Here is a 26,445-nt window from a genome sequence, read left to right as displayed (position 1 = left end):
CCGGATCGCGGATCACGATGACAACGGGCAAAGACCCCATCCTGAGACGATCACACGATCCGGTGCGGGGCCCCGGGTGGCCACCCGGGGCCCCGCAACCCGGCATCTCCACAATGCCACAAATCAAACAGACAATCCTGAGCCGCTGAAAGCCGCGAAGGATCTCGGGAGGTCGTCACCGCAGGCCCATCCCCGTCCCGGTCCGAGATCCTTCGCGCCCGCCGGGCGCTCAGGAAGACGTCTGGCCTTGGTGTCGTGACGCCAAGCCGGCCGGCCCGACGGGGCCGGCGCCGCGAAGCGGCGGAAGCGACGAACCGGACGAGTCCGGTTCATCGCCGATCCGTCTCAGGCCACCGCGCCCAGGTAGGCGGCGATCACGGCCGGGTCGTTGCGCACGGTCTCCGGCGTGCCCTCGGCCAGCTTGCGGCCGTGGTCCAGGACCAGGATATGGTCCGAGATGCCCATCACCAGCTTCATGTCGTGCTCGACCAGCACCACGGTCACGCCCGACTGGGCCACCCGCACGATGACCTCGTCGATCTCGCGCGTCTCGGCGGCGTTCAGGCCGGCGGCCGGCTCGTCCAGCAGCAACAGGCGCGGCTCGGCGGCCAGGGCGCGGGCGATCTCCAGCCGCTTCAGCGCGCCGTAGGGCAGGGCGTTGGCCTCGGCATCGCGGTAGGCGCTGAGGCCGACCAGATCCATCAGTTCGGTGCAGGTCTTGCGGGCCGCGCGGTCGCCCCGGGTGATGGACGGCCAGCGCACCAGACAGGCCAGCAGGTTGCGGTTCAGGTGCAGGTGCCGGCCGATCATCACGTTGTCCAGCGCGCTCATGTTCATCATGACGCGCAGGTTCTGGAAGGTCCGCGACAGCCCCATGCGGGCCAGATCGTGCGGTTTCTTACCGGCGATGGGCGTGTCGTCCAGGAAGATCGCGCCCTCGGTCGGGCGGTAGACGCCGGTGATGAGGTTGAACAGGGTGGTCTTGCCGGCCCCGTTCGGGCCGATGATCGAATGGATCGTGCCGGCCTCGATGGCGAAGTTCAGGTCCTGGATGGCCTGCACCCCGCCGAACCGGATGCCCAGGCCCTCGACGCGCAGCAGGCTCATGACCGCGCCTCCTGCCGTCGGCGGCGGCGGGCCAGGGCCCCCAGCGAGGGCACCAGACCCTTCGGCATGAAGATCATGACCACCATCATGATGAGGCCCAGGATCATGTGTTCATAGGACGCGAAGTCCGCCAGCAACTGCGGCAGCAGTGTCAGCGCCGCCGCCCCCACCACGGCCCCGAAGGTGGAGGCCATGCCGCCGAACACGACCATGGTGACGAACAGGATGGAGTGGAAGAAGCTCGCCTTGTCGGGGGTGACGAACTCGGAGAAGTGCGCCGACAGCGAGCCCGCGACCGAGGCCATCACGGCCGAGATCACGAACACCATGACCTTGTAGCGGGTGGTGTCCACGCCGCTGGTCTCGGCCGCCACCTCGGCCCCGTGCAGGCCGCGCAGGGCGCGCCCGATGGGGCTGTCGATCAGGTTCAGCGCCAGCCAGACGGCCAGGATCAGGAAGGCCGCGACGATCCAGTACCAGATCTGGCCGCCGTACAGCTCCACGCCCGCGACCTGCATGGCGGGCACGTACATGCCGTCCGGCCCGCCCGTCAGCCAGGCTTCGCGGCTGATGGCGATGTTGATGATGATGCCCACACCCAGGGTCGCCATGGCCAGATAGTGCCCGGACAGGCGCAGGATGGGCCGCGCGATGACATAGGCCATCAGGCCCACCCCGATCGCGCCCAGCGGCATGGCCAGGGCGCCGTGCAGGCCGTAGCGCGTGGTCAGGATGGCCGAGGCATAGGCCCCCAGGGCATAGAACCCGGCGTGTCCCAGGCTGATCTGCCCGGCGTAGCCGATCAGCAGGTTCAGGCCCACCACCACGATGGCGTTGATGCCCATCGAGATGGCGACGTCGTACTGGTAGTTGTTGGACAGCAGCAGCGGCAGCACCAGGATCACCAGGATCAGGGCGCCCATGCCGCCCACGCGCTCCGACATCAGGGTCTGGAGCGGGGTCGCGCGGGTGCCCAGGCGGCGGGAGTAGGTCTGCTTCTTGCGGTGCTTGCTGTAGCCCGAGGGTCGGATGTCGGCCATGTCACACTCGCTCGGTGCCGCGCTTGCCGAGCAGGCCGCTCGGCATGAAGAACAACACGCCCAGGATGACCACGAAGGCCATGGCGTCCTTGTACTCGGAGGAAATGTAGCCCGCGCCCAGGCTCTCGATGATGCCCAGCAGCAGGCCGCCCACGATGGCGCCGGGGCCGCTGCCCAACCCGCCCAGGATGGCGGCGGCGAAGCCCTTCAGGCCGAGCATGATGCCCACCTCGAAGTGTGTGGCGGTGATCGGCGCGATCAGGATGCCGGCGACCGCGCCCAGCAGCGCCGACAGGCCGAAGCTCAGCAGCAGCACGAAGTTCACGTTCACGCCCACCAGCCGCGCGGCCAGCGGATTGTGGCTGGTGGCCAGGATCGCCTTGCCCAGCAGGGTGTGGTTGAAGAACAGGTGCAGGGCCACCATCACCGCCGCCGTGACGCCCAGGATCCACAGGCTCTGCGGGATCAGGGTGGCCCCCAGGATGTCGATGGGATCGTTGCCGCTGAAGGCGGGCAGGGCGTGCAGGTCCTTGCCCAGGGTCACGCTGGTCAGGCCGCGCAGGAAGATGCCCGCGCCCACGGTGATGATGATGAGGGTCACCACGTCGGCGTTGCGCGCCCGCTCGATGGCCAGCTTCTCCAGCGCCAGCCCGATCAGCACGGTCAGGGCGACCGCGCCCAGGATGGCCAGCGGCAGGCCGACGCCCTGGCTGAGCAGCGCCCAGGTGACCATGCCGCCCAGCATGACGAACTCGCCCTGGGCGAAGTTTATGACGTGGCTGGCGTTGTAGATCAGGGCGAATCCCAGGGCGACGAGGGCGTAGATCGCGCCGCTGGTCAGGCCTGAGAACAGGAACTGGAGCAGTTCGACGAGGGCGGGCGGCATGGACGGGTCCAACTGGTTTCCGGTCTGGCGGGGAACGGCCGGGGCGGGGCCGCCCGTTTCGGCGCGACCCCGCCCCGGATCGGGTCAGTGCGGCGCGGCGCTCACTCCACCAGGACCCAGTCGCCCTCCCGGATTTCAAGCATCCGGAAGGCGGACAGGTCCAGGCCCAGGTGATCGTCGGCGCTCATGGTGACTTCGCCGGCGGTGCCCATGAAGCCCTGGATGGCTTCCAGCGCATCGCGCACGGCGGCGGGATCGGCGGTGCCGGCGGCCTCGACCGCCTGCTTGTACATCATCAGGCCGTCATAGGCGTGGCCGCCGAAGGTGGAGACGGAGCCCTCGCCGTGTTCGGCCTCGTAGGTGGTCTTGTAGCCCATCACCACGGGGCGCTGCGGATCGTCCATGGGCAGCTTTTCGGCCACCAGCAGGGCGGAGGCGGGCAGGCGGACACCCTCGGCGGCGTCGCCGGCCAGCTCGATGAACTTCTTCGAGGCCACGCCGTGCGACTGGTACAGCGGCACCTCGAAGCCGAGCTGGGCGAAGTTCTTGGTCACGATGGCCGGGCCCTGGCCGAAGCCCGGGTTGACGACGGCCTCGACGCCCTCGGTGTTCTTGATCTTGGTGAGCTGGGCGACCATGTCGGTGTCCGACGGGGCATAGGTCTCGTCGGCCACGATCTCGATGTCGTGCGCCGGGGCGACCTGGGTGCACTGCTCGCGCATGGACTTGCCGAAGCCGCCGGTGCCGGAGATCAGGGCGACGCGCGACAGGCCGCGGCTCCTGATGTCCTCGAAGATCTTGCCGCAGGCCATGCGGTCGGTGTGGGGCGTCTTGAACACCCAGGGCTTGACCGGCTCGATGATGACCACGCCGCCGGCGAACGAGACGAAGGGCACCTCGGCGCGCTCGACCAGCGGGATCACGGCCATCGTGGTGCCGGTGGTGGAACCGCCCAGGATGACGTCGACCTCGTCCTCTTCCAGCAGGCGCTTGGCGAAGGTGCGCGCCTTGTTGGCGTCGGCGCCGGTGTCGTAGTGGATCAGTTCCAGCGGACGGCCGATCAGGCCGCCGGCGCCGTTGATGCGGTGGATGTACATCTCCAGCGTCTTCAGTTCCGGGTCGCCCAGGAAGGACGCGGGGCCCGTCACCGCCAGGAACGAGCCGATGCGGATGGGGTCTTCCTGCGCGCGGGCCTGCGCGGTCACCCCCAGCGCGATGCAGGCCGCCCCGACCATCATCAGGGCCCGTGTAAACCGTTTCACCATGGAACGTCCTCCCCTGAGCGTCTCTTGCTTGGTTGTTTTCACGACGCGCGCACGTCTGCACGGCCGCGCGCGACCATAGCCCAAGGCGGGGCGGGATGAAACCGATTCGAGACGGAGACGGTGGGGGGCGGATCGTCGGGACCAGGGGGGCATGGGGACCGGCCGGACATAAAAAAAGGCTGGCTCTCCGCCAGCCGATGCACGGTCATGGTCGGTTCGCCAGCCTTCTACCTTCGATCCCGGTCTTTCATGGGGTCCATGTTCCTGTTTGGGGACAGGTCAGCCTAGGACGCCGGCCGCATCGGGGTCGGGATGGACAGCACGCGCTGCGCCACCACACGCTCGAACGCCCGCGCCTCCGACTCGACATGGTCGCCGATCCGGGGGCCATGGAACGACATGCCGTACCGGAAGTAGATGAGGAACCGCAACATGACCGCGTCCTCCTTCTTATCCTGAGGGTCAATGAACGGCGTGTCCCGCCGCTGATTTCAAGATAGCAACGAGGGCGGTCCGGTTCAATGAAAAAAGCGCACGTCGTGCGCAAAAATGCGGATCCGTCAATTCCGGCAATTGTCTGCTTTTTCGACGGATCGTATCGCCTCGCCAAGGGGTTGAGATCGTTGGAGTTTTCTCCGGCGCACCGTGTGCGCACCTACGGTCTCGGCGGCAGCGGGCGACGCCCCAGCAGCGGCGCGGGGATGAAGCCGGGGATTTTTCGGCGATAGTCCGCGTAGGAGTCCCCATACAGCCGGAGCAGGCGGCGTTCCTCCACGGCGGCCCCGATGACCAGATAGAGCGAGGCCCACACCGCCGTCGCCAGCCCGAACGGACTCTGCGCCAGCCCCCACACGATCAGCAGCCCGGTGGCATAGAACGGGTGGCGGACGAAGCGGTGCGGCCCGTCCAGCCGCAGGGTCTCGTCTTCCGGGGCGTCGGGCTCGCGCACCTGGCGGGTGCCGGCCAGGCGGGCCATGTCGTAGTACCGGGCCGACCACAGCATCAGGCCGGTGCCGACGGCGGCCGCGCCAAACATCGCCGCGCTGGCCCACAGGGGCAGGGGGAAGCGGGGCGCGTCGCCGAGCAGCAGGATGCCGGCGCCGAACACGACCGCGATGTGGACCGTGGCCACCGCGTTGTAGGCGAGGCGGTAGGTCCGCCCCAGCGCGGCCATGCGCCGCTTCATGCCGGCATTGGCGAGCACGCTGTGCCCCAGGCCGAAGCTGGCCCAGAGCAGGGCGTAGAGAATATGCGCGGTCCAGTCCACGGCGCGGGACTCCCTTGTCCGGTGGAGGGGCCGCCGGGCCCCGGGTTTGACGAGCCTCCCCCACCCCGCGGCCGCATGGCATTGCGGTTTGCGGGATCCGGTCCGGGTCAGTCCAGCGTCTTCAGCACGTCGCCCAGGGTGTCGAAGATGCGGTCGATCTGGTCGCGGTCGATGATGAGCGGCGGCGACAGGGCGATGATGTCGCCGGTGGTGCGGATCAAGAGGCCCGCCTCGTAGCACTTCAGGAAGGCGGTGAAGGCTCGCTCGGTGGGTTTGCCGGGTTTGGGCTCCAGCTCGATGCCGGCGATCAGGCCCATGTTGCGCAGGTCGATGACGTGCGGCAGGCCCTTCAGGCCGTGCACCCGCTCTTCCCAGTGCGGCGCCAGGTCGGCGCAGCGCGCGAACAGGCCGTCGTCCTGGTAGACGTCCAGGGTCGCCAGCGCGGCCGCGCAAGCCAGCGGGTGCGCCGAGTAGGTGTAGCCGTGGAACAGCTCGATGGCGTTTTCGGGCCCGCTCATGAAGGCGTCGTGGATGCCCTCGCGCACGATGGCCGCGCCCATGGGCACGGTGCCGCTGGTCAGGCCCTTGGCCGTGGTCACGATGTCCGGCAGCACGCCGAAGTGCTCGCAGGCGAAGGCCGAGCCCAGGCGGCCGAAGCCGGTGATGACCTCATCGAAGATCAGCAGGATGCCGTGACGGTCGCAGATGGCGCGCAGCCGCTCCAGATAGCCCTTCGGCGGCATCAGCACGCCGGTGGAGCCGGCCATGGGCTCGACGATGACGGCGGCGATGGTCTCGGCGCCGTGCAGGGCGACCAGCCGCTCCAGATCGTCGGCCAGCGCCGCGCCGTGCTCGGGCTGGCCGCGCGAGAAGGCGTTCCTGTCCGGCAGGTGGGTGTGGGGCAGGTGGTCCACGCCGCTCAGCAGAGTCCCGAAGAAGCGGCGGTTGTTGGTGATGCCGCCGACGGAAATGCCGCCGAAGTTGACTCCGTGATAGCCGCGCTCGCGCCCGATCAGGCGGGTGCGGCTGCCCTCTCCCTTCATGCGGTGATAGGCCAGCGCGATCTTCAGGGCCGTGTCCACGCTCTCCGACCCCGAATTGGTGAAGAAGACGTGGTTCAGGTCGCCCGGCAGCATGCCCGCCAGCCGGTTGGCGAGCGCGAACGCCGCCGGGTGGCCCATCTGAAAGGCGGGGGCGTAGTCCATCTCGCCCGCCTGATCCTGGATCGCCTTGACGATGCGCGGGTTGCCGTGCCCGGCGTTACAGCACCACAGGCCCGCCGTGCCGTCCAGCACCTGGCGGCCGTCGGCGGTGGTGTAGTGCATGCCCTGGGCCCCGACCAGCATGCGCGGCGCGTTCTTGAACTGCCTGTTGGCGGTGAACGGCATCCAGAACGACGACAGGTCGTTGACGGCGGGGGCGGACGCGGCGGGGCCTTGGGCGGTCATGAATGATGGTCTCCGGAATGAACGAACGGACGGACGGGTGCCCCCGCCTCAGGGCCGGTACATGCGGCCGCCCACCATGGGGAAGGGGGCGCCGGTGGTGCCGGGGAAGGTCACGGGCAACTGCCGCATATGGCGCGCCGCCAGGAAGGCGAAGGCCTGGGCCTCCAGCGCGTCGCCGTCCCAGCCCACGGCCTCGACCGGATCAACGGGCACCTCCAGCCAGCCGGCCAGGGTCTCCATCAGCACGGGATTGTGCCGGCCGCCGCCGGTGACCAGCCAGCGGCGCGGCGGCATGGGCATGAGCGCCGAGGCCTGCACCACCGCCGCCGCCGTCAGGGCGACCAGGGTGGTGGCCCCGTCCTCCACCGACAGACCCTCGACCGCGTCCAGCACGTGGTCGAACTCGCGCCGGTCCAGCGACTTGGGCGCCGGCCGCGCGAAATAGGGGATCTCCATCATCTTCAGCAGGCGGTCCTCGGCCAGCGCGCCGGCCGCCGCCAGCCGCCCGTCGGTGTCGCAGGACTGGCCGGTGTGGCGGAACACCCAGTCGTCCAGGGGCGCGTTGCCGGGGCCGATGTCGAAGGCCACCATGTCGTCGATGCCGCGCTTGCCGACCCAGGTGGCGTTGCAGACGCCGCCCACGTTCAGCACGGCCACCGGCCGGTCGAGCCGGGACGCCAGCGCGCCGTGATAGATCGGCGTCAGCGGCGCGCCCTCGCCGCCGGCCGCGATGTCGGCCTGACGCAGGTCGGCCACCACCGGCAGCCCGGTCTCGCGGGCGAGCAGGGTGGCGTCTCCCGCCTGCACGGTCAGGCGGGCGATGGGATCGTGCCACAGCGTATGGCCGTGAAAGCCGATCAGGTCGGGTGTGACCTCGACCCCCGCCAGCAGCGCCCGCACGACCTCGGCGTGGCGCAGGGCGATGTCCCGGTGCAGGCGCTGGCCCTCCTCGTCCTTCAGCGACGTGCGGCCCAGGTTGGCCCGCAGGCGGTCGCGGAAGGCGTCGTCATAGGGCACGGTCAGGTGCGGGCCGAAGCCGGCCACGGTCTCGCCGTCGGTCTCGATCAGGGCCGCGTCGATGCCGTCCATGGAGGTGCCGCTCATCAAGCCGACGACCAGCCACGTGGCGGCGGGATCGCGCATGGCCCGATGATGGGGCGGAACCCACGCCTGACGGACGGGCGGGGTTCGGGACAGTCCTTTCGGAAACGGAATCATGGCGGAGCACCTCGCTTTGCGGGACAGATGGAGTGTGCTAAACGACCACGCCCGCCGCAAGGCCCACCAATCGACCACCAGAGCGAGACCGGACGCGATGACCGCCTTTTCCTCCGACTTCATGCGCATCATCCACGAGCGGGGCTTCGTGGATGCCTGCACCCACGCCGAAGAGCTGGACGCGCTGCTGAAGGCGGAGACCGTGTCGGCCTATATCGGTTATGACTGCACCGCGCCCAGCCTGCACGTGGGCTCGCTGGTGTCCATCATGCTGTTGCGCTGGTTCCAGAAAACCGGCCACCGCCCGGTCGTGCTGATGGGCGGGGGCACCACCCGCGTGGGCGATCCGACCGGCCGCGACGATGCCCGCAAGATGCTGACCGACGACGAGATCGCCGCCAACATGGCCGGCATCAAGGGCGTGTTCGCCCGGTACCTGACCTTCGGCGACGGCGCCGGCGACGCTGTCATGGTCAACAACGCGGACTGGCTGGACGGGCTGGCCTACATTCCGTTCCTGCGCGACTACGGCCGGCATTTCTCGATCAATCGCATGCTCACGTTCGACTCGGTGCGCATGCGGCTGGAGCGCGAGACGCACATGTCGTTCCTGGAATTCAACTACATGATCCTCCAGGCCTACGACTTCCTGGAGCTGGCGCGGCGCGACGGCATCCGGCTGCAGATGGGCGGCGCCGACCAGTGGGGCAACATCCTCAACGGCGTCGAACTGGGCCGGCGCTGCGACGGGGTGTCGCTGTACGGCCTGACCGTGCCGCTCATCACCACGGCCTCGGGCGCCAAGATGGGCAAGAGCGCCCAGGGGGCCGTGTGGCTGAACGAGGATCAGTTGCCCGCCTACGACTTCTGGCAGTTCTGGCGCAACACCGAGGACGCCGACGTGGGCCGCTTCCTGCGCCTGTTCACCGAACTGCCGCTGGACGAGATCGCCCGCCTGGAAGCCCTGGGCGGGGCGGAGATCAACGAGGCCAAGAAGGTCCTGGCGCACGAGGCGAGCACGCTGGCTCGGGGCGAGGCGGCGGCGCTGGCGGCGGCGGAGACCGCGCGCGCCGTGTTCGAGCAGGGCGGCGTGGGCGAGGACCTGCCCAGCGTCACCGTGCCGGCCGATGAGCTGGCCGCCGGCGTCTCGGCCCCGGCGCTGTTCACGCGCGTCGGCCTGACCGCGTCCAACGGCGAGGCGAAGCGCCTCATCAAGGGCGGCGGGGCGCGCATCAACGATGTCACGGTGGAGGACATCGGGCGCATGGTGACGGACGGCGACCTGAAGGGCGGCGAGATCAAGCTGTCCGCCGGGCGCAAGTCCCATGCGCTGGTGCGGGTCGGATAGGCGGCGCGGGCCGGTCGTCGCCGGTCCGGATCATTCCGCCAATCGTCCGCGGCTGTAACCAAACTTTCATCGTGCTGTCACAAGGGAGTCGCTGTCCCTGAGTAGGGTCGCGCCAAATCCGCGACCCGGGGCGGTGGCCCCACCGGAGAGACCCGGGCGCGGTGCGTGTCCACCCTGTCATCCCGGCGGCTGATGAGCCGGGCGCCAGGGACGGGTCGGGAGCCCCCCGGCCCGGCACACCCACACAGACTTTGGAGGTCCTCGTGATCAAGAAGAGCATTCTGCTGGGCGCCGTGGCGGCCGTCGCCTTCGCCGGCGTGGCCCAGGCCCGCGACCAGATCCGCATCGTCGGCTCCTCGACCGTGTATCCGTTCACCACCGTCGTGGCGGAGACCTTCGGCAAGAAGACCGGCATGCCGACCCCGGTGGTCGAGTCCACGGGCTCCGGCGGCGGCCTGAAGCTGTTCTGCGCCGGCCTCGGCGTCGAGCACCCGGACTTCACCAACGCCTCGCGCGCCATCAAGGCCTCCGAGGTCGAGACCTGCGCCCAGAACGGCGTCACCGCCATCACCGAGATGAAGGTCGGCTACGACGGCATCGTGATGGCCAACGCCAAGTCGGCCCCGACCTTCGAGCTGTCCAAGGAGCAGATCTTCCTGGCGCTGGCCAAGGACGTGCCGGTTGACGGCGAGTGGGTCGCCAACCCGAACATGAAGTGGTCCGACATCGACTCGTCCCTGCCGGACGAGAACATCGAGGTGCTGGGTCCGCCCCCGACCTCCGGCACGCGCGACGCCTTCCTTGAGCTGGTCATGGAGCCGGGCTGCGAGGCGTTCGAGGCCTGCGAGGGTCTGTCCAAGGACGAGTTCAAGGCCCGCGCCTTCACCCTGCGTGAAGACGGCGCCTTCGTCGAGGCCGGCGAGAACGACAACCTGATCGTTCAGAAGCTGGAAGCCAACCCGGTGGCCCTGGGCATCTTCGGCTTCTCGTTCCTGGACCAGAACCAGGACAAGCTGCACGGCAGCATCATCTCGGGCGAGGCCCCGACCTTCGACAACATCGCCTCCGGCGCCTACCCGGTGTCCCGCCCGCTGTTCGTCTACATCAAGACGGCGCACATGGGCGTGATCCCCGGCATGGAAGAGTTCGTCGCCGAGTACACCTCGGAAGCCGCCTGGGGTCCGGAAGGCTACCTGTCCGACAAGGGCTTGATCCCGATGCCGGACGCCGAGCGGGCGAAGTACCGCGATGCGGCCATGAACAAGGTTGACAACGTCAACATGTAAGGGCTCAGCCTCCGCCCTGCCGCCATGGCGCGCGCCGTGGCGGACCCGACAGCCAGCGACCGGCCTTGCGCGCCGGTCGCTGGTCTCGTGAGGGGCGGACCCTTCAGAGTCATCCGGGCACCAAGGCCCGGCGGCAGGCGGACAGCCCGGGACGAGCCGGGGCCAAGACGGACACGGGACGCATTCCATGGACACCCTTCTTGTGATCGGCGCAATTGTCATTCTGGCGCTGATCGGTTTCGTCATGGGGCGCCAGCGGGCCATCGCCCGCAGCGGCGGCGATCCCCGGGCGCTGCACTCCCTGCCCAACTACCACGGTCATTTCGTCGCCCTCTGGGCCGCCGTGCCGGCCCTGGTTCTGGTGGTGCTGTGGCTGCCGCTGGAACCGATGCTGGCCATGAACGCGGCCCTGGACTACTTCCAGGCGAACATCGCCGATCCGGGCAACATGGACACCATCCGCCAGTCCAAGCTGGCGCTGCTGCTGAGCCTGGATCAGGACGCCACCACCATCGATCTGAGCGAACTGCGCGCCGACCAGTACGCGCTGCTGCAGACCGAGATCCGCAACATGGCGGCCGGCACCGCGTCGGCGGGCCATGCCGCGTTCATGCAGGAGGTCGCGGACTACTATGCGGGCTACCGGAACATCAGCTACATCCTGATGTTCGCGGCCGGCGTCGGGGTCGCCGGCGTGGGCGCGGGGCTGGCGTGGCGCCGCATCGCTCCGGACATGCGGGCGCGCAACCGGGTCGAATGGGCGGTCACCCTGTTCATGATCCTGTGCTCGACCGTGGCCATCCTGACCACACTGGGCATCGTGCTGTCCCTGCTGTTCGAGGCCCTGCGCTTCTTCAGCAAGATCCCGTTCACCGAATTCCTGTTCGGCCTGCACTGGAGCCCGCAGACGGCCATCCGTGAAGACCAGGTGGGCTCGACCGGCGCGTTCGGCGCCGTGCCGCTGTTCGCGGGCACGCTGCTGATCTCGTTCATCGCCATGTGCGTCGCGGTGCCCATCGGGCTGCTGTCGGCGATCTACATGGCCGAGTATGCGCACTCCAAGGTGCGCGCCGTGGTCAAGCCGCTGCTGGAGATCCTGGCCGGCATCCCGACCGTGGTCTACGGCTTCTTCGCCGCCCTGACGGTGGCGCCGTTCTTCCGCGACGTGGGCGAGAGCATCGGCCTCAGCGTGTCCTCGGAAAGCGCGCTTGCCGCCGGCATGGTCATGGGCATCATGATCATCCCGTTCGTCAGCTCGCTGTCGGATGACGTCATCACCGCCGTGCCGCAGTCCATGCGCGAGGGGTCGTACGGCCTGGGCGCCACCAAGTCCGAGACCGTGCGCCGCGTCATCCTGCCGGCCGCGCTGCCGGGCATCGTCGGCGGCGTGCTGCTGGCGGTCAGCCGCGCCATCGGCGAGACCATGATCGTGGTCATGGCCGCCGGCCTGGGGTCGAACCTGACGGCCAACCCGCTGGAGGCGGTGACCACGGTCACGGTGCAGATCGTCACCCTGCTGGTCGGCGACCAGGAGTTCGACAGCGCCAAGACGCTGGCCGCCTTCGCCCTCGGCCTGATGCTGTTCGTCATGACGCTGTGCCTGAACATCATCGCGCTGCACGTGGTCCGCAAGTACCGCGAGCAGTACGACTGACGGGCCGGTCCCGTGCCGCATCCGACCGAGTCCGCGCCCGAGCAAGCGAGAAGCCCCATGACCGACCAGACCGCGCCGCCCACCCAGACGAACCCCGCGATGGACCGCATGAAGGCCTCGCTGGCGCGTCGCTACGCCGCCGAGAAGCGGTTCCAGTCCTACGGCATCATCGCCATCATCCTGGCCCTGTCCATGCTGGTCACGCTGTTCGCGACCATCATCGGCACCGGCTACACGGCCTTCGTGCAGCATACGGTCCATCTGGACGTGACCCTGTTCCCGCAGGACATCGACCCCGAGGGCAACCGGGACCCGGAGGTGCTGGCCAGGGCCGATTACCAGTCCGCCGTCAACGACGCCCTGTACTCGCTGTTTCCCGAGGCCACCGGCCGGAGCGCGCGGCGCGATGTGCGCGCCCTGGTCAGTTCCGGGGCCAACTTCGTGATCCGGGACATGGTGCTGGACAACCCGGAGCTTGTGGGCCAGCGCGTTAGTGTGCGGGTGCCGCTGGCCACCGAGTTCGATCAGGTGCTGAAGGGCAACATCGATCCGGCGGTGGACCTGGGTGTCATCCGCGAGCGCAGCACCGACATCCCCTGGACGCTGCCGCCGGGTGAGCGGCTGATTTCGGAGGGCCAAGCCGACTACATGCAGCAACTGGTCCGTCAGGGTGAAATCGACGCCTCGTTCAATCGCTGGTTCTTCACCAACGGCGACAGCCGCCAGCCGGAGCTAGCCGGCATCTGGGGCGCGGCCGTGGGCTCGTTCTTCACTCTGCTGGTCACGCTGTCGCTGTCGTTCCCCATCGGGGTGGCGGCCGCCGTGTACCTGGAGGAGTTCGCGCCCAAGAACCGCTGGACGGACATCATCGAGGTCAACATCAACAACCTCGCCGCCGTGCCCTCGATCGTGTTCGGTCTGCTGGGTCTGGCCGTGTTCCTGCAGTTCTTCGGCATGCCGCGCTCGGCGCCGGTGGTCGGCGGTCTGGTGCTGACGCTGATGACCCTGCCCACCATCATCATCGCCAGCCGCGCCGCCCTGAAGTCGGTGCCGCCGTCGATCCGCGAAGCCGCGCTGGGCGTCGGCGCCTCCAAGCTGCAGTGCATCTTCCATCACGTGCTGCCGCTGGCCATGCCGGGCATGCTGACCGGCACCATCATCGGCATGGCCCAGGCCCTGGGCGAGACCGCGCCGCTCCTGATGATCGGCATGGTCGCCTTCGTGGTGGACATCCCGGGATCGCCGATGGACCCCTCGACCGTTCTGCCGGTGCAGATCTATCTATGGTCCGACAGTCCAGAACGCGGGTTCACCGAACGGACCTCGGCGGCCATCATGTGCCTGCTGGGCTTCCTCATCTTCATGAACGCGGCGGCCGTCCTGCTGCGCAAACGTTTCGAGAGAAAGTGGTGACAGCCATGAACGTTCAGACCAAAGACTCCGAGCAGGACCACGGCTATCCGGACACCACGGTCGGCAAGCCCATCCTGGAGTCGGACATCAAGGTCGCGGCCCGCGACGTCAGCGTGTTCTACGGCGAGAAGCAGGCCATCAAGTCCGTCAGCCTGGATGTCGCCGCCAACGAGGTGACGGCGTTCATCGGCCCGTCGGGCTGCGGCAAGTCCACGTTCCTGCGCGCCCTGAACCGCATGAACGACACCATCGACATCTGCCGCGTCACCGGCGACATCCGCCTGGACGGCGAGGACGTCTATGACCGCAAGGTGGACGTGGTGCAGCTTCGCGCCCGCGTCGGCATGGTGTTCCAGAAGCCGAACCCGTTCCCCAAGTCGATCTTCGAGAACGTGGCCTATGGCCCGCGCATTCACGGCCTAGTCTCGCACAAGAGCGAGCTGGAGGAGATCGTCCACTCCAGCCTGGAGCGCGCCGGCCTGCTGAACGAGGTCAAGGACCGCCTGGACACCCCGGGCACCGGCCTGTCCGGCGGCCAGCAGCAGCGCCTGTGCATTGCCCGCGCGATCGCGGTCAGCCCCGAGGTGATCCTGATGGACGAGCCCTGCTCGGCGCTCGACCCCATCGCCACCGCCAAGATCGAAGAGCTGATCGACGAACTGCGCGCCAACTACACCATCGTGATCGTGACGCACTCCATGCAGCAGGCGGCGCGGGTGTCGCAACGCACGGCCTTCTTCCATCTGGGCAATCTGGTCGAAATGGGCGATACCGAAACCATCTTCACCAATCCGGAACACAGGCTGACCCAGGGCTACATCACCGGCCGGTTCGGCTAGGGAGAGCGGCTCTGCAGGCCGCAGGGGACAGGATCATGGCATTGACGGTGGCGCCTGGGCCGAACGATCACACCGTTCGGTCCTTCGACGCGGAACTTGAGCGACTGTCCAATACGGTCGTGCGCACCGGCGGCGTGGTTGAAGCCCAGCTTGCGGGGGCCGCGCAGGCCCTCATCCGGCGCGACAGCGTGCTGGCGGCCGAGGTCGCCGCGCGCGACGTGGACGTGGACGTGCTGGAGCAGGACATCCAGGACCACGCCATCCGCCTGCTGGCCCTGCGCCAGCCGGTGGCCGAGGACCTGCGCCAGATCGTGGGCGCGCTGCGCATCGCCGGCGACCTGGAGCGGGTGGGCGACTACGCCGCCAACGTCGCCAAGCGCTCCATGGTGGTCAACCAGTCGCCGCCCGTGCGCGTGGTCGCGGCGCTGCCCCGGATGCTCGGGCTGGCCCAGGAGATCGTCAAGGAGGTGCTGGACGCCTATGTGGAGCGGGACGTGGACCGCGCCGTGGCCGTCTGGCACCGCGACGAGGACCTGGACGCGCTGCACACCAGCCTGTTCCGCGAGCTGGTCAGCTACATGTCGGAAGATCCGCGCAATATCACGGCCTGCTCGCATCTGATGTTCATCGCCAAGAACATCGAACGCATCGGCGACCACGCCACCAACATTGCCGAGATGGTGCATTACCTGGTGCTGGGCCGGCCTCTGCGCGAGACCCGGCCCCGGGGCGAGGACTTCCTGCCCGATCCCGGCAGCCTGCCGGACCCACAGGTTTGAGCCGCTGGAGGCATGAGGGACCATGGAGACGATGAAGCCCCTGGTGATGATCGTCGAGGATGAGGCCGCGCTGGTCACCATGCTGCGCTACAACCTCGAAAAGGAAGGCTACCGGGTGTGCGAGGCGCTCGACGGCGAGGAGGCCCTGACGGTCTTCGCCGAGAGCGAACCGGATCTGGTGCTGCTGGACTGGATGCTGCCCCAGCTTTCGGGCATCGAGGTCTGCCGCCAGTTGCGCCGCAAGGCCGATGACCGCACCGTGCCCATCATCATGCTGACCGCGCGCGGCGAGGAGTCGGACAAGGTGCGCGGCCTGAACACCGGGGCGGACGACTATATCACCAAGCCGTTCTCGGTCCCCGAACTGCTGGCCCGCGTCAAGGCGCAGTTGCGCCGGGTGCAGCCGTCCCAGCCGAAGGGGCTGCTGGAATACGAGGGCGTGGTCATGGACCTGGGCGCGCACCGGGTGACCCGCGCCGGTCGGCATGTCCACCTGGGGCCGACCGAATTCCGCCTGCTGCGCTTTCTGATGCACAACCCGGGCAGCGTGTTCTCGCGCGAGGCGCTGCTGAACGCGGTGTGGGGCCCGGACATCTATGTCGAGCCCCGCACCGTGGATGTGCACATCCGCCGCCTGCGCAAGGCCCTGAACGCGCCCGACGAGGTGGACCTGATCCGCACCGTGCGCGCCGCCGGCTACGCCCTGGACGCCAGCGTTCCGGTGGTCTGACCCTCCCCCCCCTCTCTCATTCGTGATGCTCCAAAGGGTGCCCGGCCGATGGCTTGGCACCCTTTTTGCTGTGCCCAGCGGCGGAGGCGAGGAGCCGGATGCGTCCGGTGCATCGCCGATCAGGATAACCGCGCGCCATCGTTTGAATATGACGGTTTTGTGAGAGGCGTCATGCCTTTCTGTCCTGGAAACGATATACTTCGCACGTGAAGAAATCCATCGCCGCTCAATTTTGACGCTTCATTGCCCGGCGTCAACACTCAGGGCGGGACAAAGGGGGCGTCCTAGTCATGAAAAACACGCGAATCACGATCAAGATCTGGTTTCCTACTCTCATCGCCTTTGTTGGTCTTCTGGTGACGATCGGGCTCGCCGTCGTCTTCAGCCGACAGGAGTTGATGGCGGAGCGCACCGCTCAGGTCCGGTCCATTGCAGAATCCGCCCGCGCGATTATCGCCAACTACCATGAGAAGGCGGAGCAGGGCGAACTGGATGTTGAAACCGCGCAGGCCCGGGCCCTGGAAGCCATTCGGGCCATCCGTTATGCCGGCGGCAACGAGTATGTCTTCGTGTACGACTATTCCGGCATCACGATGGCCATGCCACCGCGACCGGAGTGGGAGGGGACCAGCAAACTCGACCTGACGGACTCGGACGGCAAGCGCATGGTCGCGGACATGATCGCGGCCGCACAGGCCGGCGGCGGGTCGGTCTCTTACCGCTTCCCCCGCGCCGGCCAGACGACACCGGAACCGAAGGTGTCCTGGGCGACCCCGTTCGACCCCTGGCGGTGGTTCATCGCCACCGGGGTCTACGTCAGCGACGTGGACGCGACCGCCATCCGGAACGGCCTGAAACTCGTGGGGGTCGCGTCCATTGCGCTGGTCGTGGCCGTTCTGGCGGCGTTCTTCGTGATTCGCGGCATCACCGGACCGCTCAAGCACCTCACCAGCACCATGGCGACTCTTGCCGGGGGTCGCCTGGACGTGACGGTCCCGGACACCGAGCGGCGGGATGAACTGGGCGCGATGGCCACGGCCGTCCAGGTCTTCAAGGACAACGCGCTGGAGGTGGAGCGCCTGCGGGCCGAGCAGGCCGAGAAGGAACAGCGCGCCGAGGAGGAGCGCCGCCGCGTGGTGCTCCAGATGGCCGACGATTTCCAGGGCGCCGTCGGCCACGTGGTCAAAACGGTGTCCAGCGCCGCGACGGAGATGCAGGCGACGGCGGGCAGCATGGCCTCGATCGCCGAGGAGACGGGCAACCAGGCCACCACCGTGGCGGCCTCGGCCGAGGAGGCCAGCTCCGGCATCCAGACCGTCAGCGCGGCGACGGAGGAACTGTCGGCGTCGATCCAGGAGATCAGCCGTCAGGTGACCCAGGCCAGCGCGATCGCGATGGACGCCACCGACAAGGTGACCCAGACCAACCGGCAGATCGAAGGGCTGAGCGCGGCGGCGGACAAGATCGACGAGGTGGTCAAGCTGATTACGGACATCGCCGATCAGACCAATCTGCTTGCGCTGAACGCCACCATCGAGGCGGCCCGGGCGGGGGATGCCGGCAAGGGGTTCGCGGTGGTGGCCAACGAGGTCAAGACCCTGGCCACCCAGACGGCCCAGGCGACCGGCGACATCGCCGCGCGCATCCGCGGCGTGCAAACTGAGACGCAGTCCGCGGTCCAGGCCGTGCAGGGCATCGGCGACGTGGTGGCCCAGGTCGCCGAGATCAGCCAGTCCATCGCCTCGGCGGTGGAGGAGCAGTCGGCGGCCACGCGCGAGATCGCCCACAACGTCGAGCAGACCTCCGACGCCGCGCGCGAGGTGACCGCGAACATCCAGGGCGTCAGTCAGGCGGCGGGCGATGCCGGGCGGGCCTCGGCGGACGTGCGGGACGCCGCGGGCAACCTTGCGGAAAACGCCGACATCCTGGCGCGCGAGGTGGAACGGTTCCTGGCGCGCGTGCGGCAGGGGTAGGGCGGTGTTGCTGCGCCGGGCGCCCATGAGAAAGGGGCGTCACGGATGGGCGGGGACCGGCCGGCAGCACCTCCAAGGTTCGTGCCATGCCTGGCACGAAACGACCGCGGCCCGCGACCGTACAGGATCGCGGGCCGCCGGCCATGCAGGTCGGGGTCCGGAACCGCCGCTCCGAAGATGCGGCGGTGATCTGACCGACGCCTATTCCGGCGTGCTGCGCACCAGGCTCTTGAGCATCTCAAGAACGCGACCGCGCACCACGTCGCTGGGCAGGCGCCAGTAGGTCTGGACCAGTTCCAGCGATTCCGTCCGCTTCATCGGATCGTCGTCGTCACCCAGATCGACGTCGTCCGCCCCCGCGAACTGAACCTTGACCTCTTCGTCGCGCGCGGCGACGGCGTCGCGGGTCAGGTCCTCGAAGAAATAGCTCACCGGCACGTTCAGGAACCGCGACACGTCGAACAGACGGCTCGCGCTGATGCGGTTCGTCCCGCGTTCGTATTTCTGAACCTGCTGGAAGCTGACGCCAAGAGCACGGGCCATCTGGTCCTGGCTCTTGCCAAGCATGGTCCGGCGCAAACGCATACGCTGGCCAACGTGAATATCGATCGGGTCGGGACCATCAATCGATGCGGCCCGCCGACGGCGACCGTCGCGTACCTCTTCTGAAGCCATCATGGTATGGATGTCCCCTGTACAAATGTGTCAGGTCCCGGGTCGCGATGAGCGCGACCTTATGACCTGTGCACCATTTAAAGACCAATGCGACCCTCGGTCGCAAGGTGAAACTTCGCACAGATTAAAACAGTTGCCAACCTGCACGATTTGAGGGCGATTTGGTTCGTAGCCAAATACAACCCCTCGGTTCTTGGATTCGGTGTGTTGCGTCAGCACCTCCTCTTTACGCATGTATCGGAACGTCATCCACTGTGTATTCGGGCGGAGATCCGGACCGATCGGTCCTGTTCCACGGACGCGCCATCCCGGCGGGACGCGGCGCACCGTCCAGGAACCCCCACCGCTCGCGCGGCCATTCGACGCAAGCGCCGTCTGGCGATAGTATTCATAGCACACGCCATGCCAACACACCGGGCGCCGGATCACGGGACACGGGAAACACCCGATCCGCAGGGGTCCGCCCCGCCTGCTCGGCCCGGCACGCCCCGTGTCGCCGGGGTTGTATGTCATTGTACTGCAAGCGAATCAAGAAAGGCTGCAACCCGCTGCAGACGTTTTCGGTCGGCGGGACGGATGGCGCGGCCAAGGGCGCCGGTTCGCAGCACGGTGGCGGCCTGGGTCAGGGTGTCGGAGAAGCCGGCGGGCCCGTCTGCCCGGATCACGGGTTCCGTGGAACCATCGCGCGTGTCAATTTGATCCTCGTTTCGCACGGAGCTGTCCTCCCGTCCGGCCGGGGATCCCGGATCCAGGCCCAACCGCCCGTGATGGGGCGGCCCGGGCCAGACGGTGTCCTCGGCGGTATCCGTGCCCGCCTTGAGGGAATATCTCGGTTTGAGCCTCTTTTTTTTCTTGGGTCGACCCCACTCCGGTCGGCGCTTCACCATAATGGAACGCGCACTGCCAAGTATACACCCACCCCAACACGAGCACCAAAAGGTTTATCCGGCGACCCCGCCACGCCGTTTCTGTCACTCGGGAGATCTCGCTGATGTCCACCCCGCTCCGCCCCGGCGCCCGCAACCTGCTGACCGACGTGCCGGGCCTTCGCGTGGGGCAGGCCCACGACCCGTGCGCGCGCACCGGCGTCACCGTCATCCTGCCCGATGCCCCGGCGGTGGCGGCGGTGGACCAGCGGGGCGGCGGGCCGGGCACGCGCGAGACCGACCTGCTGGACCCGGTCAACACGGTCGAGGCCGTCCACGCCCTGGTGCTGTCCGGCGGCTCGGCCTTCGGACTGGAGGCGGCCGGCGGCGTGACCCGCTGGCTGGCGGCGCGCGGCATCGGCTTCCGCGTGGGCGAGGCGGTGGTGCCGATCGTGCCGTCGGCGATCCTGTTCGATCTGCTCAATGGCGGCGACAAGGCCTGGGGCGACCGCCCGCCCTATGCCGACCTGGGCCGCGCCGCCTGCGAGGCCGCCGGGGAGACCGTCGCCCTCGGCAATGCCGGCGCGGGTTACGGAGCGACGGCCGGCGACCTGAAGGGCGGCCTGGGGAGCGCGTCCCTGGTGCTGCCCGAGGCCGGCGCGGCGGGCGCCCCGGCCACGGTGGGTGCGCTCGCCGCCGTCAACAGCATGGGCCGGGCGACCATCGGCGAGAGCCCGGCGTTCTGGGCCTGGCCGTGGGCGGTGGACGGCGAACTGGGCCCGCGCGCCCGCCCCGCCCCGGACGATCCGACCCCCGGCCCCACGGATTTCGCCTTCACCCTGCCCGAGCGGGCCAATACGACGCTGGTGGTGGTCGCCACCGACCTCGCCCTGACCAAGGCCCAGGCCGGGCGGGTCGCCATCATGGCCCAGGACGGCCTCGCCCGCGCGCTGCGCCCGGTGCATTCCCCGCTGGACGGCGACACCGTGTTCGCGCTCGCCACCGGGCGGGTGCCGCTGGGTGACGATCCCCTGCGGACGCTCGCCCGGTGCGGCATGGCGGCGGCGGACTGCGTGGCCCGCGCCGTGGCGCGGGGGGTGTACGAGGCCGCCGCCCTGGACTCCTGCCCAGGGTACAAGACCCGCTTTGGCTTGCCGTAGGCGGGTCCGATCCCTAAAGTCCCCCGCACTTCGGCCCCGGGCCATCCGGCCCGCTCACCGTTCCGGGGGGGACTCCCGCATGCCGCTGTCACCTGTCCGTCGCCCGGCCCGCGCCGGTGCCGCCCTGACCGCCGCCGTCCTTGGCGCCCTGGCGCTGGTCGCCGCCCAGTCCGCCCCGACCCCGGCCCGCGCCGCGCCGCCGGATGCGCTGGTCATGGGCATGGTGCTGGAGCCGCCGCACCTGGACCCGACCGCCGGGGCCGCCGGGGCCATCGACGAGGTGGTCTACGCCAACGTGTTCGAGGGCCTGACCCGCATCGGCCCGGACGGCGCCGTGCGTCCCGCCCTGGCCGAGCGCTGGACGGTCAGCGACGACGGCCTGACCTACACCTTCCATCTGCGCCAGGGTGTGACGTTCCATGACGGCACCGCGTTCACCGCCGCGGACGCCGTGTTCAGCCTGGACCGCGCCCGCGCCGAGGACAGCGTGAACGCCCAGAAGGGCCTGTTCGAGGCCATCGCCGCCGTCGAGGCCAGGGACGACCACACCCTGATCGTGCGCCTGTCCCATCCGCAGGGCCGGTTCCTGTTCAACCTGGGCTGGGGCGACGCCGTCATGGTGGCCCCCGAAAGTGCGGGCACCAACACGGTCAACCCCATCGGCACCGGCCCCTTCCGCTTCGGTGCGTGGGTGCAGGGCGACCGCGTCGAGCTGGCCCGGTCCGACACCTATTGGGGCGAGGCCCCGGCGCTGGCCCGCGCCACCTTCCGCTTCATGCCGGACCCGCAGGCCTCGCTCGCCGGCATCCTGTCCGGCAACCCGGACGCCTACGCCAACTTCCCGGCCCCCGAAGGTCTGGTGACGCTGGAGTCCGACCCGCGCTTCAGCGTGGTCATCGGCAGCACCGAGGGCGAGACCATCCTGGCCATGAACCACCGCCGGCCGCCCCTGGACGATGTGCGGGTGCGCCGCGCCATCAGCCACGCCATCGACCGGCCGGCCCTGATCGACGGCGCCATGTTCGGCAACGGCACCCCCATCGGTAGCCACTTCGCGCCCCACCACCCGGCCCATGTGGACCTGACGGGGATGTATCCGCATGATCCCGACGCGGCGAAGGCCCTGCTGGCCGAGGCCGGCCTCGGCCCGGGCGACCTGTCGCTGACCCTGCACCTGCCGCCGCCCTCCTACGCCCGGCGCGGCGGCGAGATGATCGCGGCCCAGTTGAAGGCCGTCGGCATCGATGTGGAGATCATTCCGGTCGAGTGGGCGCAGTGGCTGGAGCAGGTGTTTCGGGGGCACGACTTCAACCTGAGCATCGTCGCCCATACCGAGCCGCTCGACATCGACATCTATGCCCGCGACGACTACTACTTCGGGTACGACAATCCGGACTTCGACGCCGTCATCGAGACCCTGGAAACCACGGTCGATCCCGATGCCCGCGCCGCGCTGTATCGCAAGGCCCAGACGATCCTGGCCGAGGACGCGGCCAACGGCTTCCTGTTCCAGTTGCCCAAGCAGGGGGTCTGGGATGCGCGGCTTGAGGGCCTGTGGCACGACAGCCCGGTGCAGGCCAACGACCTGACCGGCGTGCGCTGGACCGACTAGGGCGGCGGGCCCGGCCCGTCCGCCCAGAGGCACCCCATGGCCTGGTTCCTCGTCAAACGCGCCCTCGCCCTGGCGCTCACCCTGCTCGCCGCCTCGCTGCTGGTGTTCGGCGTGCTGGAGGTGTTGCCGGGCGACCCCGCGCTGTTGATCCTGGGGGTGAACGCGCGCGAGGACACCCTCGCCGCCCTGCGCGAGAGCATGGGCCTGGACCAGCCCGCCCTGTGGCGCTACCTGACCTGGATCGGGGACCTGCTGCGCGGACGGTTCGCCGACAGCCTGACCTATGACGTGCCGGTCAGCGAACTCTTGCTGCCCCGGCTGGCGGTGAGTGGCCCGCTCGCCCTGCTCTCCCTGACGCTGGCGGTGGCGCTGGCCCTGCCGCTGGGTGTGCTGGCCGCCGCCCGGCGCGGCCGGATCACGGATACCGCCATCATGGGCGCCAGCCAGATCGGCATCGCGGTGCCCAACTTCTGGCTCGGCATCCTGCTGGTGCTGCTGTTCGCCGTCTCGCTGCGCTGGCTGCCGGCGGGCGGCTTTCCGGGCTGGGACGCGGGGTTGGGCGCGGGCCTCGCCGCGCTGCTGATGCCGGCGGTCGCGCTCGCCCTGCCGCAGGCGGCCATCCTGACCCGGGTCACGCGCTCGGCCGTGCTGGAGGTGCTGGGCGAGGACTACATGCGCACCGCCCGCGCCAAGGGCCTGAGCCGGGGCGAGGCCCTGTGGCGCCACGGCCTGCGCAACGCCATGATCCCGGTGGTCACCATCATGGGGCTTCAGTTCTCGTTCCTGCTGGCCGGGACCATCATCATCGAGAACGTGTTCAACCTGCCGGGCGTGGGACGGCTGGTGTTCCAGGCCATCAGCCAGCGCGACCTTGTGGTGGTGCGGGACGTGGTGGTGCTGCTGGCGGCCACGGTGGGGGTGGTCAACTTCCTGGTGGACCTGTCCTATGCCCTGCTGGACCCGCGCCTGCGCCACGGCGCCGGGGCCGGGAGCGGCCGGCATGGCTAGCCCCCGCCGCCTCAGCGCCGCCGGCTGGATCGGCGCCGCCATCGCGGCCGTGGTCATCCTGACCGCGCTGGTCTCGCTGGTCTGGACGCCGCACGACCCGACGGTGATGGATGTCGCCAACAAGCTGAGCGGCCCCGGCGCGGCCCATCCCCTGGGCACGGACCACTTCGGCCGCGACACGCTGTCGCAATTGATGGTCGGCGCGCGCGTGTCCATCGCGGTGTCCGTGGTGGCGGTGGGGCTGGGAGTCGGTCTCGGCGTGCCGCTGGGCCTGCTGGCCGCCGCGCGCCGGGGCTGGATCGACGAGGCGGTGATGCGCTTCAACGACCTCGCCTTCGCCTTTCCCGCCCTGCTGACGGCCGTGCTCATCACCGCGCTGCTGGGGCCGGGCGCGATCAACGCCATCCTGGCCATCGGCCTGTTCAACATCCCGGTGTTCGCCCGGGTGGCGCGCGGCGCGGCCCTGCCGCTGTGGAAGCGGCCCTTCATCCAGGCCGCGCGACTGGCCGGGCGCGGCCGCACCCGCATTTCGCTGGATCACATCCTGCCCAACATCGCCGGCACCCTGATCGTGCAGGCGACCATTCAGTTCGCGCTCGCCATCCTGGCCGAGGCCGGGCTGAGCTATCTCGGCCTGGGCAGCCAGCCGCCCGAGGTGAGCTGGGGCCGCATGCTGAACGAGGCCCAGACCTTTCTGTTCCTTGAGCCGCGCCTTGCCGTGCTGCCCGGGCTGGCGATCGTGCTCACGGTCCTGGGGCTGAACCTGCTGGGCGACGGCCTGCGAGACCGCCTGGATCCCCGTCTTGAAACCGGCCTGGAAACCCGTCGGGAGGGGGGCTGAGCCATGGCGCTGCTGGACATCCGGGACCTGACCGTGACCCGCCCCGGCGCGGCCCCCGGCGCGCCGCCTGCGCCGCTGCTGGACGGCGTCTCGCTGACCCTGGACCGGGGCGGCGCGCTCGGTCTGGTGGGCGAGAGCGGCTGCGGCAAGTCGCTGACCGCGCTCGCCGTCATGGCGCTGCTGCCGGCCGGCCTGCGGGCGGGCGGTTCCGTCCTGCTGGACGGCGAGGACCTCTTGACCGCGTCCGAGCGCCGGCTGTGCGCCCTGCGCGGGCGGCGCATGGCGATGGTGTTCCAGGAGCCGATGACGGCGCTCAACCCGGTGCGCACCATCGGCGATCAGGTGGCCGAGGGGCCGCGCCATCACCTGGGCCTGTCGCGGCGGGCGGCGCGGGAGCACGCCCGCGCGGTGCTGGACCGCGTGGGCCTGGACCCGGCGCGGGTGTCGCCCGACAGCTATCCGCACGCCCTGTCCGGCGGCCAGCGCCAGCGCGCCGTGATCGCCATCGCGGTCGCCTGTGGACCGGCGCTGTTGATCGCCGACGAGCCCACCACGGCGCTGGACGTGGCCACGCAGGCGCGGATCCTGGACCTGATCCTGGATCTGGTGACCGACGAGGGGCTGGCGCTGCTGATGATCTCCCACGATCTGGGCGTGGTCGCCGAAACCGCCCGCGACATGGCCGTGATGTACGCCGGTCGCATCGTGGAGACGGGGCCGACCGCCCGCGTGCTGGCCGCGCCTCGCCACCCCTACACCGCCGGGCTGATGGCGGCCCGGCCGCAGCACGACCGGGGCCGGCCGGGCCAGCCGCTCGCCGCCATCCCGGGCGTGGTGCCGCCGCCGGGGGCGCGGCCGCCCGGCTGCGCCTTCGCCGACCGCTGCGCGCGGGCCGATGCGGTCTGCCGGACGCGCCCCGTTCTGGCGGGCGAGCCCGGCGGCCGCCATCGGGCCGCCTGTCACCACCCGGTGGAGCCGCCGGCATGACGGAACCGGCCCTGCTGGCGGTGCGGGACGTGGTGCGCGCCTATCCCTTGCCCCGACGCCACCCGCTGGCCCCGGCGGGCACGGTGCGGGCGGTCGCGGGGGTCTCGCTGGACCTCGCGCGCGGGGAGAGCCTGGGCATCGTGGGTGAGAGCGGCTGCGGCAAGTCCACCCTGTCGCGCCTCGTCACCGCCCTGGAACCGCCCGACGCCGGCCGGGTGCACATCGCCGGCCATGACCCCAACACCCTGCCCAGGATGGCGCTGCGGCGGCTGCGGCGGCGCGTGCAGATGGTGTTCCAGGACCCCATGGGCTCGCTGGACCCGCGCTGGACCGTGGCCCGCATCGTGGCCGAGCCGCTGGCGGGACTGGCGCCCGATGTACCGCGCGCCGACCGCCGCGCCCGCGTGGCCGAGGCGCTGGCGGCGGTGGGCCTGGGGGCGGAGGCCCTGGACCTCTACCCGCACCAGGTCTCCGGCGGGCAGCGCCAGCGCATCGCCATCGCCCGGGCGCTGGTCACCGATCCGGATCTCGTGGTGGCGGACGAGCCGGTCTCGGCGCTGGATGTCTCGGTGCAGGCGCAGGTCCTCAACCTGTTCCTGGATCTGCGGGCGCGGCGGGGTCTGGCGCTGCTGTTCGTGAGCCACGACCTGGACGTTGTGCGCCACGTCACCGAGCGGGTGCTGGTCATGGTCCACGGCCATGCGGTCGAGACCGGCCCGACCGAGGCGGTGCTCAGCCGCCCCGCGCACCCGCACACGGCGGCGCTGCGGGCGGCCGTGCCCCGGATCGAGGCGGCGTGGGAGGGCCGCGCCCGCGCGCGCCATGCCGGCGCGCCGCCACCGCCCGAGGATGTCCGCCCGGGCGATGGCTGCGTCTACCGGGCGCGCTGCCCGTGGGCGGTGGACCATTGCGCCCGCGCCGTGCCCACCCTGGAGCCGGTGGGGCCGGGCCGATCCGCCGCCTGTTTCCGGGCGCGGGAGGTCATGGGGGGTTGATCCCGTCCCCCGTGTTGCCTAGGGGAAGGGGAGGAGTTCCTCTCACGG

At 69.6% G+C, this 26,445-nt stretch carries 24 protein-coding genes; 14 read left to right on the top strand and 10 right to left on the bottom strand.

Features of this window, described 5'->3' with window-relative positions:
- Positions 1-345 precede the first annotated feature (345 nt).
- From GHC57_RS10565 to GHC57_RS10530, 8 genes are all read right to left on the bottom strand, one after another.
- Positions 346-1,107 carry an ABC transporter ATP-binding protein gene (locus GHC57_RS10565; RefSeq protein WP_153343959.1) on the bottom strand — a complete coding sequence of 254 codons (762 nt, stop codon included), beginning with the start codon at positions 1,105-1,107 and terminating at the stop codon, positions 346-348.
- Complete coding sequence (locus GHC57_RS10560; RefSeq protein WP_153343957.1) at positions 1,104-2,147, bottom strand: ABC transporter permease subunit; 1,044 nt, start codon at positions 2,145-2,147, stop codon at positions 1,104-1,106. The genes GHC57_RS10565 and GHC57_RS10560 overlap by 4 nt, the downstream gene beginning before the upstream one ends.
- 1 nt (position 2,148) lies before the next feature.
- Positions 2,149-3,033, bottom strand: a complete 885-nt coding sequence (locus tag GHC57_RS10555) for a branched-chain amino acid ABC transporter permease (protein WP_153343955.1) — start codon at positions 3,031-3,033, stop codon at positions 2,149-2,151.
- Positions 3,034-3,134: 101 nt separating this feature from the next.
- Entirely contained in the window at positions 3,135-4,298 is a 1,164-nt protein-coding gene (locus tag GHC57_RS10550) for an ABC transporter substrate-binding protein (protein ID WP_153343953.1), read from the bottom strand.
- A gap of 284 nt (positions 4,299-4,582) precedes the next feature.
- A complete protein-coding gene (locus GHC57_RS10545) occupies positions 4,583-4,732 on the bottom strand; it encodes a hypothetical protein (RefSeq protein WP_153343951.1) in 150 nt (49 codons plus the stop codon).
- A gap of 221 nt (positions 4,733-4,953) precedes the next feature.
- On the bottom strand, positions 4,954-5,565 hold the full coding sequence (locus GHC57_RS10540) for a methyltransferase family protein (protein WP_343031155.1): 612 nt from the start codon (positions 5,563-5,565) through the stop codon (positions 4,954-4,956).
- A 107-nt stretch (positions 5,566-5,672) separates the two neighbouring features.
- A complete protein-coding gene (aptA, locus tag GHC57_RS10535; protein ID WP_153343949.1) occupies positions 5,673-7,013 on the bottom strand; it encodes an omega-aminotransferase AptA in 1,341 nt (446 codons plus the stop codon).
- Positions 7,014-7,061: 48 nt separating this feature from the next.
- The gene (locus GHC57_RS10530; protein WP_153343947.1) at positions 7,062-8,156 is read right to left on the bottom strand and encodes an anhydro-N-acetylmuramic acid kinase; all 1,095 of its coding nucleotides are present in this window, start codon (positions 8,154-8,156) and stop codon (positions 7,062-7,064) included.
- Between the two features lie 172 nt (positions 8,157-8,328).
- Here GHC57_RS10530 and tyrS point away from each other — a divergent pair, with 172 nt between their 5' ends.
- From tyrS to GHC57_RS10490, 8 genes are all read left to right on the top strand, one after another.
- Entirely contained in the window at positions 8,329-9,579 is a 1,251-nt protein-coding gene (gene tyrS / locus GHC57_RS10525) for a tyrosine--tRNA ligase (protein WP_153343945.1), read from the top strand.
- Positions 9,580-9,842: 263 nt separating this feature from the next.
- A complete protein-coding gene (locus GHC57_RS10520; protein ID WP_170294824.1) occupies positions 9,843-10,865 on the top strand; it encodes a substrate-binding domain-containing protein in 1,023 nt (340 codons plus the stop codon).
- Positions 10,866-11,052: 187 nt separating this feature from the next.
- A complete protein-coding gene (pstC, locus tag GHC57_RS10515; RefSeq protein WP_153343941.1) occupies positions 11,053-12,519 on the top strand; it encodes a phosphate ABC transporter permease subunit PstC in 1,467 nt (488 codons plus the stop codon).
- 57 nt (positions 12,520-12,576) lie between these two features.
- On the top strand, positions 12,577-13,932 hold the full coding sequence (pstA, locus tag GHC57_RS10510; RefSeq protein ID WP_153343939.1) for a phosphate ABC transporter permease PstA: 1,356 nt from the start codon (positions 12,577-12,579) through the stop codon (positions 13,930-13,932).
- Positions 13,933-13,937: 5 nt separating this feature from the next.
- Positions 13,938-14,771 (top strand): phosphate ABC transporter ATP-binding protein PstB, encoded by an 834-nt coding sequence (gene pstB / locus GHC57_RS10505; protein WP_153343937.1) that lies wholly within the window; start codon positions 13,938-13,940, stop codon positions 14,769-14,771.
- A 35-nt stretch (positions 14,772-14,806) separates the two neighbouring features.
- A complete protein-coding gene (gene phoU, locus GHC57_RS10500; RefSeq protein WP_153343935.1) occupies positions 14,807-15,550 on the top strand; it encodes a phosphate signaling complex protein PhoU in 744 nt (247 codons plus the stop codon).
- A 31-nt stretch (positions 15,551-15,581) separates the two neighbouring features.
- Positions 15,582-16,280, top strand: coding sequence for a phosphate regulon transcriptional regulator PhoB (gene phoB / locus GHC57_RS10495; RefSeq protein WP_153343969.1), 699 nt, complete (start codon positions 15,582-15,584; stop codon positions 16,278-16,280).
- A 290-nt stretch (positions 16,281-16,570) separates the two neighbouring features.
- On the top strand, positions 16,571-18,253 hold the full coding sequence (locus GHC57_RS10490; RefSeq protein ID WP_153343933.1) for a methyl-accepting chemotaxis protein: 1,683 nt from the start codon (positions 16,571-16,573) through the stop codon (positions 18,251-18,253).
- A gap of 201 nt (positions 18,254-18,454) precedes the next feature.
- Here the strand turns inward: GHC57_RS10490 and GHC57_RS10485 are convergent, their stop codons facing one another.
- Both GHC57_RS10485 and GHC57_RS10480 read right to left on the bottom strand, forming a co-directional pair.
- Entirely contained in the window at positions 18,455-18,796 is a 342-nt protein-coding gene (locus tag GHC57_RS10485; protein WP_246152253.1) for a helix-turn-helix domain-containing protein, read from the bottom strand.
- Between the two features lie 641 nt (positions 18,797-19,437).
- Positions 19,438-19,641: a hypothetical protein gene (locus GHC57_RS10480; RefSeq protein ID WP_153343931.1), complete on the bottom strand. Its 204-nt coding sequence runs from the start codon at positions 19,639-19,641 to the stop codon at positions 19,438-19,440.
- 278 nt (positions 19,642-19,919) lie between these two features.
- On the opposite strand from GHC57_RS10480, the gene GHC57_RS10475 reads away from it, so the two are divergent.
- The 6 genes from GHC57_RS10475 to GHC57_RS10450 all read left to right on the top strand — a co-directional run bounded on the left by GHC57_RS10475 (position 19,920) and on the right by GHC57_RS10450 (position 26,397).
- The gene (locus GHC57_RS10475) at positions 19,920-20,954 is read left to right on the top strand and encodes a P1 family peptidase (RefSeq protein ID WP_153343928.1); all 1,035 of its coding nucleotides are present in this window, start codon (positions 19,920-19,922) and stop codon (positions 20,952-20,954) included.
- 79 nt (positions 20,955-21,033) lie between these two features.
- A complete protein-coding gene (locus GHC57_RS10470) occupies positions 21,034-22,566 on the top strand; it encodes an ABC transporter substrate-binding protein (RefSeq protein ID WP_153343926.1) in 1,533 nt (510 codons plus the stop codon).
- Between the two features lie 36 nt (positions 22,567-22,602).
- Positions 22,603-23,574, top strand: coding sequence for an ABC transporter permease (locus GHC57_RS10465; RefSeq protein ID WP_153343924.1), 972 nt, complete (start codon positions 22,603-22,605; stop codon positions 23,572-23,574).
- Positions 23,567-24,415, top strand: coding sequence for an ABC transporter permease (locus GHC57_RS10460; RefSeq protein WP_153343923.1), 849 nt, complete (start codon positions 23,567-23,569; stop codon positions 24,413-24,415). The genes GHC57_RS10465 and GHC57_RS10460 overlap by 8 nt, the downstream gene beginning before the upstream one ends.
- 3 nt (positions 24,416-24,418) lie before the next feature.
- The gene (locus GHC57_RS10455; protein WP_153343921.1) at positions 24,419-25,402 is read left to right on the top strand and encodes an ABC transporter ATP-binding protein; all 984 of its coding nucleotides are present in this window, start codon (positions 24,419-24,421) and stop codon (positions 25,400-25,402) included.
- Positions 25,399-26,397 carry an oligopeptide/dipeptide ABC transporter ATP-binding protein gene (locus GHC57_RS10450; RefSeq protein WP_153343919.1) on the top strand — a complete coding sequence of 333 codons (999 nt, stop codon included), beginning with the start codon at positions 25,399-25,401 and terminating at the stop codon, positions 26,395-26,397. Before GHC57_RS10455 ends, GHC57_RS10450 begins: the two co-directional genes overlap by 4 nt.
- The last annotated feature ends 48 nt before the right edge of the window (positions 26,398-26,445 follow it).

Origin of the sequence: Roseospira navarrensis, assembly GCF_009601025.1 — a bacterium.
GTDB classification, from domain to species: Bacteria; Pseudomonadota; Alphaproteobacteria; order Rhodospirillales; family Rhodospirillaceae; genus Rhodospira; species Rhodospira navarrensis.
The sequence above is the reverse complement of the archived record's forward strand: the minus strand, read 5'-3'. Positions and strand labels throughout refer to the sequence as shown.

Bases quoted from the DNA above. Each gene is read 5' to 3' on its own strand.
- phoU (WP_153343935.1), top strand. From the start codon at position 14,807: ATGGCATTGACGGTGGCGCCTGGGCCGAACGATCACACCGTTCGGTCC.
- GHC57_RS10485 (WP_246152253.1), bottom strand. From the start codon at position 18,796: ATGGCCCGTGCTCTTGGCGTCAGCTTCCAGCAGGTTCAGAAATACGAA.
- GHC57_RS10475 (WP_153343928.1), top strand. From the start codon at position 19,920: ATGTCCACCCCGCTCCGCCCCGGCGCCCGCAACCTGCTGACCGACGTG.
- GHC57_RS10470 (WP_153343926.1), top strand. From the start codon at position 21,034: ATGCCGCTGTCACCTGTCCGTCGCCCGGCCCGCGCCGGTGCCGCCCTG.
- GHC57_RS10530 (WP_153343947.1), bottom strand. From the start codon at position 8,156: ATGCGCGATCCCGCCGCCACGTGGCTGGTCGTCGGCTTGATGAGCGGC.
- pstB (WP_153343937.1), top strand. From the start codon at position 13,938: ATGAACGTTCAGACCAAAGACTCCGAGCAGGACCACGGCTATCCGGAC.
- aptA (WP_153343949.1), bottom strand. From the start codon at position 7,013: ATGACCGCCCAAGGCCCCGCCGCGTCCGCCCCCGCCGTCAACGACCTG.
- GHC57_RS10450 (WP_153343919.1), top strand. From the start codon at position 25,399: ATGACGGAACCGGCCCTGCTGGCGGTGCGGGACGTGGTGCGCGCCTAT.
- tyrS (WP_153343945.1), top strand. From the start codon at position 8,329: ATGACCGCCTTTTCCTCCGACTTCATGCGCATCATCCACGAGCGGGGC.
- GHC57_RS10565 (WP_153343959.1), bottom strand. From the start codon at position 1,107: ATGAGCCTGCTGCGCGTCGAGGGCCTGGGCATCCGGTTCGGCGGGGTG.
- GHC57_RS10465 (WP_153343924.1), top strand. From the start codon at position 22,603: ATGGCCTGGTTCCTCGTCAAACGCGCCCTCGCCCTGGCGCTCACCCTG.
- GHC57_RS10490 (WP_153343933.1), top strand. From the start codon at position 16,571: ATGAAAAACACGCGAATCACGATCAAGATCTGGTTTCCTACTCTCATC.
- GHC57_RS10560 (WP_153343957.1), bottom strand. From the start codon at position 2,147: ATGGCCGACATCCGACCCTCGGGCTACAGCAAGCACCGCAAGAAGCAG.
- GHC57_RS10550 (WP_153343953.1), bottom strand. From the start codon at position 4,298: ATGGTGAAACGGTTTACACGGGCCCTGATGATGGTCGGGGCGGCCTGC.
- pstC (WP_153343941.1), top strand. From the start codon at position 11,053: ATGGACACCCTTCTTGTGATCGGCGCAATTGTCATTCTGGCGCTGATC.
- phoB (WP_153343969.1), top strand. From the start codon at position 15,582: ATGAAGCCCCTGGTGATGATCGTCGAGGATGAGGCCGCGCTGGTCACC.
- GHC57_RS10455 (WP_153343921.1), top strand. From the start codon at position 24,419: ATGGCGCTGCTGGACATCCGGGACCTGACCGTGACCCGCCCCGGCGCG.
- GHC57_RS10460 (WP_153343923.1), top strand. From the start codon at position 23,567: ATGGCTAGCCCCCGCCGCCTCAGCGCCGCCGGCTGGATCGGCGCCGCC.
- GHC57_RS10545 (WP_153343951.1), bottom strand. From the start codon at position 4,732: ATGTTGCGGTTCCTCATCTACTTCCGGTACGGCATGTCGTTCCATGGC.
- GHC57_RS10555 (WP_153343955.1), bottom strand. From the start codon at position 3,033: ATGCCGCCCGCCCTCGTCGAACTGCTCCAGTTCCTGTTCTCAGGCCTG.
- pstA (WP_153343939.1), top strand. From the start codon at position 12,577: ATGACCGACCAGACCGCGCCGCCCACCCAGACGAACCCCGCGATGGAC.